Genomic DNA, 15,882 nt, shown 5'->3' with positions numbered 1-15,882 from the left:
TAAATCTTTTGTGAAAACAAATAAAAATCTGAAACTAATTTTTTCGATTACAGCAGTACTAAGCCATTCGTCTTGGTGGTGCAGAAAATTCGTAAAACCTTTGTGAAGTAAAGATTCCTATCTAATCGAGATTATCAAAGATACTGCTAAGAGACAACCTAGATTCGAGACTTTAGACCTTTTTTAGAGTCAAATGATCAATTCAGACAAAGCTAAAAAAGTTTTCTGCACCATTAAGAGAGTATTTATACCGCGAGAAAATATGTAACGCTAAGTTACCTTAATAATCCCATTGAACCTTTCCTCGTCCATAGCCAATATGTACAAATCCTTTTGGTGCTCCGCGACCAACAGAATAAGGCCACTCTTTTAAACAATAGTCTTGAACATTGTACACATCAGCTCCATCAATATAGAAGTCAATTGCACCTCTACCTTGATTGTAAAGATGCTCAGAGTCGATTGCACCGCCCTGTTCTTCATTAACTGGACGGGGTCTATGGCCACTTGTAATAATTACCGGACGATTATTAAACGCACTTCGGACTGTCTCCAAGAACTGACAAATCTTTAATGAAACATCACACTGAGTCTGAGTGACAAATCTTCTGCGCTCTTCCCATTTGCAAATTTCTCCATATTGAATATGAGGTGTCACGTATAACTCAAATGGAGAATCCGGTATTAACTTTTTCACTATAGGAGAAGTTCGCAATGCCTCAGACGCAGCAGGATGAAGATCCTCATTAAATGAACCAATATCAGCCTCATTAACATCGATAACATTTTTCTCAACCCACTCTCGTAGTTCTTCAGCGCTATGCCACAATGAGCCAGGGCAAGATGTACCACCAGGTTGGTTTGGATTCCAATTGTGACCAAAGATTCGATCTTTTGAGATTTTATATTCTTTACAAAGCCATCGAATTAGCTGAACTGAGGAATTCTCCTGTTCAGATGTCAGCCTATCTCCTTGTTGCGCAACGTGCTCGATGCCGATTGATGTCGTATTAAATCCATAGCAATGCCAAGCTTTATCACTATCATTAACTAGTTGATAAATCTTGCCATCTCTATCAACAATGTAATGTGCTGATACTTCACTCTCTGGATTTTTAAACCATGAAATTGATCCCTGAACATTACGACTAGTTGTGTAATGTAAAACAATGGCATCAATTCCTTGATTGCCACGAGAACTATAATTAGGACAGCCACCGATTACCTCAATGTTTGATGGGCGTTGTGCTGCATTAGTTGAACCATGGCTACTCCGTCCTAGAGAACTTTCAACTGGCGAAGAAACTATAGATATGACTGATTCCATATTAGCTGCTTGGACAGTATTAGCTTTAGGATGAGCTTTTAAAAAATCAATAATAAGTCTAGTGTTATTTGATTTGATTGCATTGATCGCGTTCCCCCCAGAGAATCCAACTAAAACAGTAGAATTATCAGATTCATTTCGCCAAAACTGAAACCAGCTTACTTTGTCATTTGGATAACGATTTAACTGATTTAGCTGCTCTTTATCGATAACTTTGACTTTTTGAGATAAGCGTAAAGTTTTTGCTTGGTCATGGTGGTCTAAAAAAGCCAAGATCTCTTTTTTGATGGGACTCTTTAAAGAACTAATGCTTTGTTCTGAATTCATGGCATAAAGAATAGCTTCTCGATCTTGACCTAAGTCAAGATTAAACCAAGAAGCGATCACTTCGTCTGTAGATAAAGAATCTAATGTCAGCATAATATTTCCTTCTTGAAGTAACTGAATTGCCTTAATAAAAAGTGGTATTACTTTTTTGGTGTACTTAGGATCAGTGGCATATCCCCGAGCAACAATGTGCTTAATGTATGCTTCTGGATTTTCACTAAAGCTTTCCCATCCCGAATAAATACTACGGCTAATGAATCTCCAATAACCTTTAATAGCATCTATTGGTGTATCCCAGCTGCACCAGTTTTCTCCGTTTGGCTCTGTTGGAGTTCGTAGCCAAACAGAATTAGCAAAACCTTCCATTTCTGGACGAAATTTTAATCCAGTTGGATTACCAAGTTGTACGAATAAATCACTAGTTCCTGATGCTGACTCCAATATACATTGAGCTAAATATGCAATTTTTAGTCTTGGATATTGAGAATCCATATTCTTTAGATCATTTACGAACTGGCTCCATGTAAATTTATTTTCATTAAGCATTAAATCAGAATCCATAAAAATATCTCCAATAGTATTCCTATTTTCTATGAATAATCATAATCAATAATATTAGTGAGATCAAAACAAATATAAAGCTGAGTATTTATTGATCAATCTTTTTGGCTTTGTTTTTGGATCTCGTGCAAAAACTTAAACCCCCATTCTGCATATTGTCCATCTGGATTTATTATCTTTAAAATATTTTCACTTGATTTGTTGATTTTATTGTTATTAGCTTCCTTTATTAGGTATTGATCTGAAAAATTAATAATTAGCTCTAGACTATTGGCAAAACTCGAGTCATTAGCACTATCGTTCTCTTTTACTTTTGGCTTATTCCCTTCAATGAATTCAGACAATACTTTTTGATTATTAATCTCACAAGTACAATTTGGAGAAAGTTTACTACCATATAAAATTAAACGTAGTTTTTGATCGTTATAGTCGGCATTAATTCCATTTATAATAGGGCCTGGTTTTCGAGCTGTTTTCCCACCAATATATCCTAATGAACTAACACCCATTAGTTGTAAAAATCCTTGAGGAATTTCAGGTAAGTCTTGAATATTTTCAGGAGATCTAAAAAATATTACAAAAATAAATGTAAGTACTCCAATTATTGTCCAAATAAATAATTGTACACGTTCAGGAACTACAACGCCTCCGGTACTGATAAAATCTTTTAATTTAGGTTTTATATCCCCTGCTCCTTTACTACCCTTTGCATTACTTATTCCTTCCGTCAAGGCAAATGTTGTCCCACTAATTAAAATAATACTTGGCAATCCAGAAGGTATATCAATAAAATCAGCTTTTCCTTGGATCAAAGTTTTTGAAAGTAGTAATAGTAAGTAACCTAAAATACAAGTGAACGTCCAAATATAAAATTGAAATCTTGAAAGGCTGTAGGTGTTTGTTTCAGAATCAATAAAAAGAGAATTAGATATTGAAAGCAAAAGTAAAGATAATGCAATGGTTCCCAATATGGAAGCCATGATCGGTATCCATTTTGGAACTGGAGACAAAAATAAGGTATTAAAATTGGAAGTTTTATCTCCAACCTGGACTTGTATTCCAATTTCTTTCAGAAATCCATCAGACATATTAGCATTAGAAATATTTTTAAATTCAATTTCTCGATCATCAATTACTTTACCTATAATTGCATTTTTGTCGCAGATTGAATTATCATTATTATTGTCAATAATCCAACACACATCTAAATTTTTTGCTCCAATATATTTACCTTTATTATCTTTTTGTGTTGAAAATTTAAGTTTATTATCATCAGCCTTCTGACTAAAATCTTTGCCTATTAAATTAAATGAATAAGTGTTTTTAGATGGAAAAATTGTAGATGGGGAAATTGCTTCTATCTGTGGAAGCAGATCTCCTTCAAAACTTGAAATTATTAATCTATTACTCTTTATAGGTATAATTCTAGATTTTGAGTTACTTAGAAGTTTTATTTTTCTTGCTTGTTTTCCAAGCTTTGCACTCTCAGGAATAATAAAATCAGCTGATTCAATCATGAATTTATTGGAGCTATTAAAATATATATTTTCAGCTTTTATTTCGTTTTCTTTGTCAAGAATTAATGAAACATCTGAATCTTTTGCTTGAGGCTGAGCTAGAACATTTTTAAATGAATATGTAATAGTTTCTCCTCTAGATATATTTTGAGAAGAAGTTGTTGCTTCTGGCGATGTCAGGCCAAAACTCACAAAGGTTGAACTTAAATAAAAGCCAATTATGAACAAAATTGAGAATAATATTTTTGTGTTAAAATTTAATTTTGTTGAACTAATCGCTGCATCTATTTTTCTGTTAAATTTATTGACTTTCTTATATACCATGGAATATGACCTAAGTATTAGAACATAGAAATATTTTCGTAGCTTTAGCTTAAATAGTTCTTTATTTTTTAGAGTTATTAATTCTAAAAATTACTTTAAAATAAATATTCCAGGCGATTCCTGGGTTGTCACTGGAAGATATTATTCCTCGCTATGTTGCCTTTGCACATCTTGCTTTGGGATTTGCCTATTTCGCTCAGAGACAACTTCTTTTGTGACTCAGTACATTCATAGCTAGTTTTACAACCTGCCGCCATGGAAAAGTAAAGAGGGTAAACTTATGTTCATCATCATTCTTAAGTGATATTTCAACCGTTTTAGAAAAGCTAAATATAAGACCTTATCAAGAAAACCTTATATCTGACTATTAGGATTGGTGGACGTGCTTGACAAGGCGGGGGTAGGTCTTAAACAGTTAATTGTTTATCTATAGACAGACTAAAGCCTCTCCAATAGAAGAGTCTGTGGGAAAAAATCATGAAAAATCTGGTCATTTCCATGAAGAGAGCTTAGATTTGGTAGCTGAATGCATAAACCCTTGTCTCCCAATTGTTTTAGGGGCTGGCGGGGTTGGACACCCTTGGGCTGGGGGAGAATGAATGAAATCCGTTGAAGAAACATTAGTGGCGCTAGGTGCCGTCCTAATGTCCGATGGGCTAAGTAATCTTCAAGAACCGATCGCACGCGGATATTGGGAAAGACAAACCTATACCCAAATTGCCGAAACCACACGCTATGATGACCACTAAGCCAGCGATGTAGGGTTTCAGCTCTGGCGAAGATTGCCCCAAACCCTCAACGAAGAAGTTTCTAAACGCAACTTCAAAACCGTGTTGCGTCGTCGTGCCCAACGGCAGCACGCTACAGCTTTAGCTCCCGCTTCAGCACCATCGCGCTTAGCCAATTGGGGCACAGCTCCCGATGTCCCGCTCTTTTTTAGAAGCGATCATTTTATCGGCATGAGAAATGCTTCCATAGATTTTCTTGACTCAGCAGAATATCGCGATATTGCTAAGCCAGTTCAATGTTTTCTGCTGACCTACCCCTTCCATGAAGACCGTTCCCCATCAACATAGACCTGAGCGTCCACGCCTTGCCAAATTTCCTTGCCTAACCCTTCCAGATCTATAATGCTGTGCTTAGGATTTGGACGGATGCGATGACCTACTATTGAAGCTAACTCCCCTAACAAAAGAATCTGCTCATCCGGCGTTAAATTCTCGACTTGTTGGCGGATCTGTTGATTAGGTTGTCATGATGCTTCTAAAATCGCCTCTACCGTACATCATGCCATATGGCTAACGAACCAGTTACGCCACAACACCAGCATTCACCTTGCTCCAAGCCTTATCTGCCGTCAACGCTGGCAAATTAAGCTGAAGCGCCAAAGCTAAGTACGTGCGATCGCCCAAAGAACAGCTCCACAGGGCAACCGTTTTAGCCCTGATTATTGTGAAGCCAGCTTGTCAAATCATTAGGGCTTGAGAAATCCAGGAGAGCCTCACCCAACGCTTCGATCTGCGTGAGAGGTAAAGCCTGTACCTGAGCGCTTAATTCAGGAGAAATGTTGCCAATGCGCCGCGAGAGTTGCCGACAAACCAGCGAAAAAGCCTCTTCAAGCTTGCCCTCAAGTTTGCCCTCCCGTTTGCCTTCAAGCTTGCCTTCTTGCAAAAACTCTTCTCGCCACTCTTGATAGATCACGGATTGCTGCATGATTTCTCTCCGAAGCACCTGATGAATGAAATCTTTCTTCAATACTAGCCCAGCCAGAAGACTCGCAGAGGCCGCGAGGTTAGCCTGAGTTCTCAATTCAGGAATCGCGTCAATTCGTGAAGCAACCTGCCGTAGGATATCGTTCTTATCTTGAGTATTGGATAAAACAGCCAAAGGCAGCAACCCCAGAGCCTCAAAAAAAATATCCGTGGGCTGCTCCCAGAGGCGAATGACCTCAAATTCATGCCGAGTACCAGGAATGGCAAAAGCAGTCTGGTAAACCAGTTCAGAAGTGGTGGGGTTCAAATAAATGACGATCTGCCGGACTTGTTTTCCAGGAAATCGTCTAAAAATCCTGAGGCGATAATCTGCCAGCCGGAAAGGCATATCAGGGTCAGGCTCAGTTTGGAACTCAATGTGGAGAATGAGATCATCGGAATCGAACAGAATCAAAGCGTCTGCCCGAATGGGTTCAAGGGAGAGTTCCGAAGGGCTGAGCTTAGAAAAAACAATGGGCTTGCCAAGCAACCAAGTGGCAAAATCGCTGGGAAAGCTTTCAGCGAGGAACTTACAGGTAGAATCAAACGCCATTGAAGAATTTTAGCATTGAAGGGTTTCTAGCCAAGGCTAAAGAGACAGAGCTTTAGCGTGGGGATGACTTAGATTTCTTGCTCCAAGCTTTATCTGCCGTCAGTGCTGGCAAATTAAGCTGAAGTGCCAAAGCCAAACACATGCGATCGCCCAAAGAACAGCCCAATCATAAAGCCGTTTGGGATGGCTTGGCTGACGGTGGTGATCGCTTATGGATTGGAAGACTACGGGGCGATCGCGCTTAGGTTATCAATGCGATTTCAGCCACTGGTCTAAATCAGTCGAACTAGAAAAATCGAGTAATGCTTCGCCCAAAGATTCAAGTTGAGGTAAAGACAAAGATTCAACCTGCGATCGCATTGTTGAGGATACTTGACCAATACGGCGTGTTAATTGTCGTAGTATAAGGGCTTGAGCTTCTCCAAGAGCACCCTCTTGACGTCCCCGTTGCTCCGTTTGTTGCTCCCATTCCAGATAAGCTTGCGATAAAACCATCATTAGCTCCTCATCTGCTGCGGCTTGATTTGTCATCTCAAGACTGATTTTCCAGTTGGATAATAACTTTAGTATAGCCGTCCGTTTCGGTTCTTTTGCATCAAAAGCAATAACCTCGTCCACAGCCTGCTTTTGGATTTGACCCTTGCCCAGTAACCGCAAAAATAGCGTTTCTTCAGTCCGGGGAAGCTGATTGATAGCAACAATAGCGACTTTTAACAGAGGATGCATAAAATAGACTCCCGTCTCCCAATCTGCACTAAAAGAACCCCCAAAACCATTCAGCAGTGTCTCAGAAGCAGATGAGGCCAGAATCCAAAGCTGGGGCAGGTCAGTGTCTTGAATAGATTGTCGTTCTCGTCTAGCTTTGCGTTGATAGTTTCCATGGACTTGGTAGAGCTTGCGCAGACAGCTACGGACTTCCGAAGGAGTAGGCTGATTGCGGAATGGCTCAATCAGACAAGCAGTTTGAGCCATTCGTCCTAGCAGTCCCAGTTCTTGTATTGCAGGTGGGTTAGTAGGGATAAAATAAAGATCCACCCATTGGGGTTCACCCGCTACCTCATAGCTTGTTTCAACAGTTCCAAAGGGTGCGAGTATTTCTTCTAGGAACTGCTTAGAAAACTGGTCTGAGCTATTTTTGGTCATGCTACATGGGGTCAGAGAAAACCTTTATCATCCCATATCATGATTAATGTCTTGGAGTCCGAGTCACCGATACTCAGAGTGCAACCACGAAGTCATTGCTTCAGCGCTACTTTTTCGGCAGGCTAATATAATGAGCAAGTAGAGTTCTTCAAGGCTCCGCTCGTGATCTCCCAACCGCTCCGCTCAGTCCTTCCCAGCACTAGTGAGCTACCCTGCTCCGACGATATACCTGTGGATAACGAAGATCAAAACCTGCTGCCCAATCTGCTGTTATTCCTATTGAATAGCCTGTGGTCAGAGCGGACAGACTGGTTCTTTGGAGTGGATATGGCGGTGTACCACACGACGGGTATTAACGCCAGAGTTCCCGTTGTTCCCGATGCCTTTTTAAGCTTGGGCGTTGAGCGGATTAAGGCCAGCCACCAGGGCCAGGGAAGATCCAGCTACGCCGTATGGGAAGAAAATGACATAGCCCCTATTTTGACCTTAGAGGTCGTCTCGCAAACGACTGGCGGTGAATATGATGAAAAAATGGACATCTACGCAAAGCTAGGGGTTCTTTACTACGTCATCTACAACCCTGTGTACTGGCAACGCGATCGCCATCAGCCCTTTGAAGTCTACAAACTAGAATCCGGCCAGTATCGACTGCAAATTGGCGAACCCTACTGGATGCCTGAAGTCGGATTGGGCATCGGTCGCCATCAGACAGAGATAGCAGGTTGGCAGCGAGAAGTTTTAACTTGGTTCAATGCCCAAGGCGATCGCCACTTAAGCGCCGTCGAACAAGAAAGCAAAGCACGGGAAAAAGCCGAACATCGGGCCGCGCAGTTGGAGGATTATCTGCGATCGCAAGGTATCGACCCCAATCGCCTACCAGAATAAAAAAGATCGACTTGCCTTCTAGAGAAGCCAAACATAAGACCGCATCGAGAAAGCCTTATGTTTGACTCTTGGGATTGGTGGACGTGCTTGACCGTGAAGGCGGGGGGTAAGCCCTAAACGGTAATTTGTTTATCCATAGACAGACTAGATCCTTCTCAATAATGGGTCTGTGGGGAAAAATCATGAAAAATCTGGTCTTTTCCATTAAGAGAGGTTAGATTGGGTGGCTGAATGCATAAATCCTTGTCTAGAGATTGTTTTAGGGGATGACGGGATTGGACACCTTTGGGCTGGGGGATAGCTAATGGAATCTGTTGAAGAAGCATTAGCGGCGCTAGATGCCGCCCTGACGACTGATGGGCTAAGCAATCTCCAAGAACTGATCGTGCGCGGGTGTTGGGAAGGGCAAACCTATACCCAAATTGCCGAAACCACGGGCTACGATGACGACTATATCCGCGATGTAGGGTTTCAGCTCTGGCGAAAATTGTCCCAATCTCTCAACGAAAAAGTTTCTAAAAGCAACTTCAAAACCGTTTTGCGTCGTCGCGAGCGAGGGCAACGCGCAACCATTCTGACTCCCGTTATAGCGCCATCGCGCTTCGTCGATTGGGGCACTGCTGCCGATGTCCCGGTCTTTTTTGGACGCGATCGCGAGTTCACCACTCTCACCCCATGGATTAAAGAAAATCGCTGTCGGCTCATCAGCATCCTAGGCATGGGCGGTATGGGCAAAACCTCCTTTACCATTCGCTTCGCCCAAACCCTGCAAGACGAATTCGAGGTGCTGATCTGGCGATCGCTCAAAGCCGCCCCGCCCCTGGGCGACCTCCTCAACAATTTGCTCAAGGTTCTGGCACCCTCCCCTGAGAAAACTCTGCCGGATAATACCCCAGGTAAACTCGAACAACTGATCGAATACCTGCGCCAAAGCCGCTGCCTCATTATTCTGGATAACTTCGACGTACTTCTGCAAGGCGAACAACTGGGCGGCGTCTTTCAACCCGCCTATGAAGACTATGGCGAACTGCTTCAGTATGTCGGAGAAATTGCCCACAATAGTTGCGTTCTCATCACCAGTCGCGAGAAACCACAAGGTATTGATGGGATGGAAGGCGATCGCCTCCCCGTCCGCACCCTTTACCTCAATGGACTAGACCCCGCCGCCAGCGCCCAAATCCTCCGTCAAAAAGAACTTTCAGGAACCGAACAAGACTTTCAGCGCCTCATCGACTACTACCGAGGCCATCCCCTCGCCCTCAAAATTATCTCTACTTCCATTCGCGATTTATTCGATGGCAACATTGCTCAGTTCTTGCAGCAGGGTTCCGGGGTTTTTAACGGACTCCAAAAACTTCTCGTCAAACAGCTAGAGCGCCTGTCAGCCCTAGAACAAGCCATCCTCTACTGGTTAGCCATCAATTCCGAACCCGTCTCCTTCGCCCAACTGTTAGAAGATTTAGTGCCGGAGCCGACCAAATCCAAGCTTCTGGAAGCGTTGGAGTCGCTGAAACGGCGATCTCTCATCGAGACGGCAAAGGCGGCCCTCACCCTCACCCTCTCCTATGGGAAGAAGGAACAAGAAAATTCCTTAGCCAACACAACAACCGACGAGCAACTCTTACCCCCCTCTCCCTATGGGAGAGGGGTTGGGGGTGAGGGGCAATCCATTCGCTTTACCCTCCAGCCCGTCATCATGGAATGTCTCATCGACGAGCTGATTCAGCGAGTATGTAGTGAAATCAAGGCGATCGCCCCCCAAGCCTTCCTGAGCCATGCCCTCGTGAAAGCCCAAATCGAAGACAACCTCCGCGATTGTCAAACGCGCCTCATTCTAGACCCCCTTGCTACGAGGTTGATGGGGCACTTTGGCAGTGCGATCGCCCTCTCCCAACAATTGCACACTCTACGCCAACATCTGCAAACCCTACCTACCCACCAGATCGGCTACGGCGGCGGCAACCTGTTGAACCTGTTTCGTCACCTGAAAACCGACCTTGTAGGCCAAGACTTCTCTGGTCTGACCCTGCGCCAAGCCATTCTGCACGATATTTCCCTGCGCCGTACGAACTTTACCCAAGCCACCTTTCGCCAATGCAGCTTTGCCAACACCTTCGGCGGTATCACTCACCTTGCCTTTAGCCCCGACGGCAACCGCTTTGCCACCTGCGACAGCAACGGCAACGTCGCCCTGTGGTCGGTGAACGGAATGCACCCCACCGCAAAATGTATCGGGCACGATTTTTGGACTTGGGCCGTTGCCTTTAGCCCCAATAGCGCGCTGCTGGCCAGTTGCGGGCAAGATCAAACCATTCGCCTCTGGGACACTGCCACAGGTCACTGTCACAAAATTCTAAAAGGACATACCAACATCGTGACGGATGTGACCTTTAGCCCGGATGGACTTTCTTTGCTAAGTTGCAGTACCGATGGCACCGTCAAGCAGTGGAACTTGTCCACGGGAAACTGCATGCAAACCTTTCTCGGTCATGAGAAGTGCGTTTGGGGGGCCGTCTTTGCCCCCGACGGCCAGCATTTCTACAGCGGCGGCGAAGATAACTGCATTCGCTACTGGGATCTGCACACCGGAACCTGCCTTAAAGTCTTTACCGGACACACCCAATGGATCATGGCGATCGCCCTCAGCCCCGATGGACTCCAACTCGCCAGCGCCAGCATGGACGGCACCCTCAAACTGTGGTGTACCGCCACGGCCACTTGCTTGCATACGCTGTCCGGTCATCAAGCCCCGGTTCTCAGCGTGGCTTTTAGCCCTAAAGGTCGCACCCTTGCCAGCGGCAGCTACGATCGAACCGTTCGTCTCTGGAATGCTCGAACCGGAATCTGTACTCAAATCCTGAATAAACATACCAACCGGATTTGGTGCGTTAAGTTTCACCCCAAGGGCAATCTCCTCGCCAGCGGCGGCGATGACCATACTGCTCGCTTCTGGAATTCTGTCACAGGTGACCCTACCAATACGCTTCAGGGCCACAGCAACGGCATTTATGCGATCGCCCTCCATCCCAACGGCACCCTCCTGGCCAGCGCCCACGAAGATCAAACCGTTCGTTTGTGGCCAGTGCCATCTTCACCTCTAGAGCCACATAAATCTCTAGACAAAACTGGAGATTCTGCATTCGATCCCCCTAACCCCCTTAAAAAGGGGGAACTAGAACTCAAAGTCCCCCTTTTTAAGGGGGATTTAGGGGGATCGAAGGTGTCAAACGGCCCAACCGATCGAGAGCGGTACGCTTTCGCTCCGCCAAATCCAATTCGCCCCTCTCTTGAACCATTCCAAACCCTGCGGGGACATCAAAACCGGATTCTGGCGATCGCCTTTAGCCCCGACGGTCATACCCTCGCTAGCGGCAGCCTCGACCGTACCATTAAACTCTGGAATCCAGAGACCTACCAATGTCGCCTCACGCTTCAAGGCCACCAAAGCTGGATCTGGGATGTTGCCTTTCATCCCAATAGCAAAACCCTCGCCAGCGCCAGCTACGATCGCACCGTGAAGCTGTGGGATCTCAAAACAGGCCACTGTACCCATACCCTAGAAGGCCATCTCGGTTCAGCCCTCTCCGTTGCCTTTAGCCCCGACGGGCAATGGCTGGCGTCCGGCGGCTACGAGCAAATGCTAAAGCTCTGGCATCCTGAGTCCGGCGAATGCGTTCACACCTGGTACGCCCACCCCAATCGCGTCTGGGCAGTGGCCTTCAGCCCCAATAGCCAGTGGCTCGCAACCGCCGGAGAAGACGGAAATATTATTCTGTGGGATGTAGAAACAGGCGATCGCCTCCAAACCCTCAGCGGCCATTCCCAATCGGTGCTCTGCCTTCGCTTTAGTGCCGATGGTCGGCAGTTGTTCAGCAGTAGCGGCGATCGCACTGTTAAACAATGGGACTTACAGACAGGTCAATGCCTCCAAACCCTGTCCGGTCACGATCATTGGGCCTGGTCCTTAGCTTTAGTTTCTGCCCATATCTTGCTGAGCGGGAGTCAAGATGAAACCATTCAATGTTGGGACTTAACAACCGGGGAACCCCTCCAACGCTTAGAAGTTCCGCGTCCCTATGCAGGGATGAATATTAGCGACACCCAAGGACTGACCGATGCCCAACGCCAAACGCTGACCGTTCTGGGCGCAATCTGCAACCGCACAGACGAATTCTTGAATTTAAGCCAAAATTCATGGTCAGGTTGAGGAAATCTTTGTCAGAATGGGTTCAGCACTTTGAGAGGGGAGAGTCATGACCCGCAACAACGCCCAAAACGTGGGACTTTGAAGTTCTCAACACTAGCACTCCCGTATCAACCCATAAAATCGGCAATACCGATCCTCATATCACTATGGTCGAACAAGCAGCCTCTGGAGAAAGACAGCTGACTACCGACGATCTAGACAAGCTGCTCTACATTCTGCCGCCCGACTTACGCGATCGCCTCCAAAACCATCCCCAAAAAGAATCCCTGATTGAAATTGTCCTCGACCTGGGACGGGAACCCGAAGCCCGTTTTCCTGGGGTGGCAGAACGGCTTTCCGAAACCGTCGTCACCCGCGAAGAACTGGATTACTGCATCAGCCAAGTGGGTCTCTTCAGCGGCGACAACCGAGCGGGCATCGAGCGCACCCTCCACCGCATTAGCGCCATGCGCAACCGTCAAGACATCATTATTGGCCTGACTTGCCGGGTGGGGCGGGCCGTCTTTGGCACCACCCTCATGATTCGCGACCTGATCGAAAGCGGACGCTCGATCTTACTTTTGGGTCGTCCCGGCGTTGGCAAAACCACCGCCCTGCGCGAAATTGCCCGCGTCCTCGCTGACGAACTCGACAAGCGCGTCGTGATTATTGACACCTCCAACGAAATTGCCGGAGATGGCGACGTGCCCCATCCGGCGATCGGGCGCGCCCGTCGCATGCAGGTGGCGCGCCCTGAGTTACAGCACCAAGTCATGATCGAGGCCGTGGAAAATCACATGCCGGAAGTCATCGTGATCGACGAAATCGGGACGGAACTGGAGGCGATCGCCTCCCGCACCATTGCCGAACGCGGCGTGCAGCTCATCGGTACCGCCCACGGCAACCGCATCGAAAACCTCATGAAAAATCCGACCCTTTCGGACTTGATCGGCGGCATCCAATCCGTCACCCTCGGCGACGACGAAGCGCGACGGCGGGGCACCCAAAAAAGCATTTTGGAGCGCAAAGCCCCTCCCACCTTTGAAATTGCGATCGAAATGCTAGAGCGGCAGCGTTGGAATATCCACGAAGACGTCGCAATTTCAGTCGATACTCTCCTGCGCGGTAGGGTTCCCGTTCCCCAGGAACGCACCGTAGACGAGCGGGGCGAAGTTAAGATTATCCAATCCCAGCCAACCCCAGCACCCACTCCCGCCTCCGAGCTCGATGCCCTCCGCCTCGCAAAAACCGGGTGGGGCGGTGCAGGACGCATTCAGCCCTTGCCGCTGCCTTCAATGGGACTCGAACCCCCCGGATCCAACGTTCGAGATTTTCAATCTCTCCTCGACGAATCGTTTCGGCAGCAGGATGGATTCAGTCCGGAATTCGAGCGCAAAACAGGTCCCAATGGCGAAGACCTGCCCCTGCACGTCTACCCCTACGCCGTCAGTCGATCGCAGCTAGAGCAGGTGATCCAAACCCTGCAACTGCCCATCCTGCTGACCAAAGATATCGACCATGCGGATGTGGTGTTTGCCCTGCGATCGCACGTCAAAAGCCACGCCAAACTCAAGCAGGTGGCGCGCATTAAGCAAGTGCCCATCGTCAGCATTAAATCCAACTCCATCCCGCAAATTGCCAGAGGCTTGCGTCGCTTGCTGAATATGGACGATCCAGATGCCGAGGTATTGGACATCAATATGTTTTCTGCGGGTCGCAACAACGACGAAATGGAAGCCTTAGAAGAAGCGCGATTGGCAGTCGAGCAAATTGTCATCCCCAAAGGTCAGCCTGTCGAGTTATTGCCCCGCCCCGCCCTAGTCCGCAAAATGCAGCACGAACTCATCGAGCACTATCGCCTGCATTCCCAAAGCTTTGGCGAGGAACCCAACCGTCGCCTTCGGATTTATCCGGCTTGATTAGCGCAACATTCAACTCATCCCTGGTTGAAAATAAAATTCAGCCAGGGACGAGCCAAGCTTACGAAAATAACGGTTCTGGCGGAAAAGTACGCTTGAACTCTTCAATCAGATCGTCCATTTCCTCAAGCGCTTGGTTGACATCGATCCTAAGCGTACCGAGGTCGGGTTGCTCTAGGAGACGGACCAAAAGCTCGCGCTTTTGCTCGATAGACGTCAGCCAAGTTTGTGCGGTTTGTCGTTCCATGCAAATTTATTTACGAAGGTTAAACGAGAATCTGAGTCTATTCCTACTCTAGCAATTTGCCAGTCGTCGGAAACTTAGTTTTGAAGAGATCCGTCCTCCTTTTAAGCGACGCGTGTCAACCCTTTGAGCAAAGCCTCTCAAGTCGCCCCTTTCAATCTGCCAGCGACGAACTGACAATCTAGGCTAAGCTAGCTAACGAGACATTCTATTGCGTAAGGCCAGACATTGTGCTTCATCGTTCAACCCTAGCTTCTTTACTCGTCCTTTGCAGCGTACTTGGCATCGCCCCGGTCGCCCTCAGCCAAGCTTTTATTCCCCATACGGTGGCACCGGACGCAAAAGAGTTACAGAAAACAGGTATCGCACTCTTGCGAGAAGCAGTACAGCTCGCGCAATTTCAGCAATACGAACCAGCCTTAGCGCGCACAAAACTGGCAACGCAGCTTTTACCCACCTCTGCCGAAGCATGGGCGCTCTTAGGCGGTCTTTACCTGAGCACCGACAAACTAGACCCCGGCATCCAGGCTTTAGAAAAATCTCTATCGCTCAATCCCAACAATGCAGGCGTTAACTTTAGCCTCGGCTCTGCTTATTTTCGCAAAGCCAATTATCCCGCTGCCGAGCGCGCCCTTCAGGCTGGGCTAAAGGCAAAACCAGGCGTCCCAGAAGCCCTCTTCGACTTGGGCAATACCTATCTTCGGATGGGGCGTTTTGATGACGCGATCGATCGCTACAGAGAAGCTGCTGCCAAAGATGCAAAGTTTTGGCCTGCCATCAATAATGTCGGATTGGTTCAGTACGAGCAGGGTAATATCGATGGCGCAATTCAAAGCTGGAAAGCGGCGATCGCCATTGATGAAAAGAATGCAGAGCCAAAGTTAGCGCTTGCCACAGCCCTTTACAAACAAGGTCAAGTCGAACAGGGCACTACCCTGGCCGCAGCGGCGATCGCCGTGGATCGCCGCTATGGCGACGTCAAGTTCTTGAAAGATAACCTCTGGGGCGATCGCCTGATTGCCGATACCCAGACCATTTTGGCAACCCCTAAAGTCCGCGATACCCTCGCTCAATCCGCGCCCGTCACAGCTCCGGCACTTCAAATTCAAAAAAGACCCGCGCCAGCCAAGCCAAATAAACCTTAA

The 15,882-nt window shown here is 46.8% G+C and carries 11 protein-coding genes; 6 read left to right on the top strand and 5 right to left on the bottom strand.

Features of this window, described 5'->3' with window-relative positions; translation table 11 throughout:
* Window positions 1–280: 280 nt before the first annotated feature.
* Complete coding sequence (locus tag R6H26_RS09570) at window positions 281–2,215, bottom strand: N-acetylmuramoyl-L-alanine amidase (protein WP_404790227.1); 1,935 nt, start codon at window positions 2,213–2,215, stop codon at window positions 281–283.
* A 95-nt stretch (window positions 2,216–2,310) separates the two neighbouring features.
* A complete protein-coding gene (locus tag R6H26_RS09565) occupies window positions 2,311–4,056 on the bottom strand; it encodes a hypothetical protein (protein WP_404790226.1) in 1,746 nt (581 codons plus the stop codon).
* A gap of 599 nt (window positions 4,057–4,655) precedes the next feature.
* On the opposite strand from R6H26_RS09565, the gene R6H26_RS09560 reads away from it, so the two are divergent.
* Together R6H26_RS09560 and R6H26_RS09555 are read left to right on the top strand one after the other, a co-directional pair.
* On the top strand, window positions 4,656–4,805 hold the full coding sequence (locus tag R6H26_RS09560; protein ID WP_404790225.1) for a hypothetical protein: 150 nt from the start codon (window positions 4,656–4,658) through the stop codon (window positions 4,803–4,805).
* 33 nt (window positions 4,806–4,838) lie between these two features.
* Window positions 4,839–5,132: a hypothetical protein gene (locus R6H26_RS09555; protein ID WP_404790224.1), complete on the top strand. Its 294-nt coding sequence runs from the start codon at window positions 4,839–4,841 to the stop codon at window positions 5,130–5,132.
* Between the two features lie 361 nt (window positions 5,133–5,493).
* On the opposite strand, the gene R6H26_RS09550 is transcribed toward R6H26_RS09555, so the two are convergent.
* Window positions 5,494–6,360: an Rpn family recombination-promoting nuclease/putative transposase gene (locus R6H26_RS09550; protein ID WP_404790223.1), complete on the bottom strand. Its 867-nt coding sequence runs from the start codon at window positions 6,358–6,360 to the stop codon at window positions 5,494–5,496.
* A gap of 249 nt (window positions 6,361–6,609) precedes the next feature.
* Entirely contained in the window at window positions 6,610–7,503 is an 894-nt protein-coding gene (locus R6H26_RS09545; RefSeq protein WP_404790222.1) for a DUF4351 domain-containing protein, read from the bottom strand.
* Window positions 7,504–7,734: 231 nt separating this feature from the next.
* Between R6H26_RS09545 and R6H26_RS09540 the strand changes: the two genes are divergently transcribed.
* The 3 genes from R6H26_RS09540 (at window position 7,735) to R6H26_RS09530 (ending at window position 14,493) form a co-directional block, all read left to right on the top strand.
* Window positions 7,735–8,388: a Uma2 family endonuclease gene (locus tag R6H26_RS09540; protein ID WP_404790221.1), complete on the top strand. Its 654-nt coding sequence runs from the start codon at window positions 7,735–7,737 to the stop codon at window positions 8,386–8,388.
* Between the two features lie 304 nt (window positions 8,389–8,692).
* Window positions 8,693–12,595, top strand: coding sequence for an NB-ARC domain-containing protein (locus tag R6H26_RS09535; RefSeq protein ID WP_404790220.1), 3,903 nt, complete (start codon window positions 8,693–8,695; stop codon window positions 12,593–12,595).
* A gap of 146 nt (window positions 12,596–12,741) precedes the next feature.
* Window positions 12,742–14,493 carry a R3H domain-containing nucleic acid-binding protein gene (locus R6H26_RS09530; protein ID WP_404790219.1) on the top strand — a complete coding sequence of 584 codons (1,752 nt, stop codon included), beginning with the start codon at window positions 12,742–12,744 and terminating at the stop codon, window positions 14,491–14,493.
* A 61-nt stretch (window positions 14,494–14,554) separates the two neighbouring features.
* On the opposite strand, the gene R6H26_RS09525 is transcribed toward R6H26_RS09530, so the two are convergent.
* Window positions 14,555–14,740 carry a hypothetical protein gene (locus R6H26_RS09525; protein WP_404790218.1) on the bottom strand — a complete coding sequence of 62 codons (186 nt, stop codon included), beginning with the start codon at window positions 14,738–14,740 and terminating at the stop codon, window positions 14,555–14,557.
* 227 nt (window positions 14,741–14,967) lie between these two features.
* On the opposite strand from R6H26_RS09525, the gene R6H26_RS09520 reads away from it, so the two are divergent.
* Window positions 14,968–15,882 (top strand): tetratricopeptide repeat protein, encoded by a 915-nt coding sequence (locus R6H26_RS09520; RefSeq protein WP_404790217.1) that lies wholly within the window; start codon window positions 14,968–14,970, stop codon window positions 15,880–15,882.

The organism is Altericista sp. CCNU0014 (assembly GCF_044923475.1).
In the GTDB taxonomy this organism is placed as follows: Bacteria; Cyanobacteriota; Cyanobacteriia; order Thermosynechococcales; family Thermosynechococcaceae; genus JAAURS01.
Note: the sequence above shows the minus strand (reverse complement) of the source record. Positions and strands in the feature narration are given on the sequence as shown.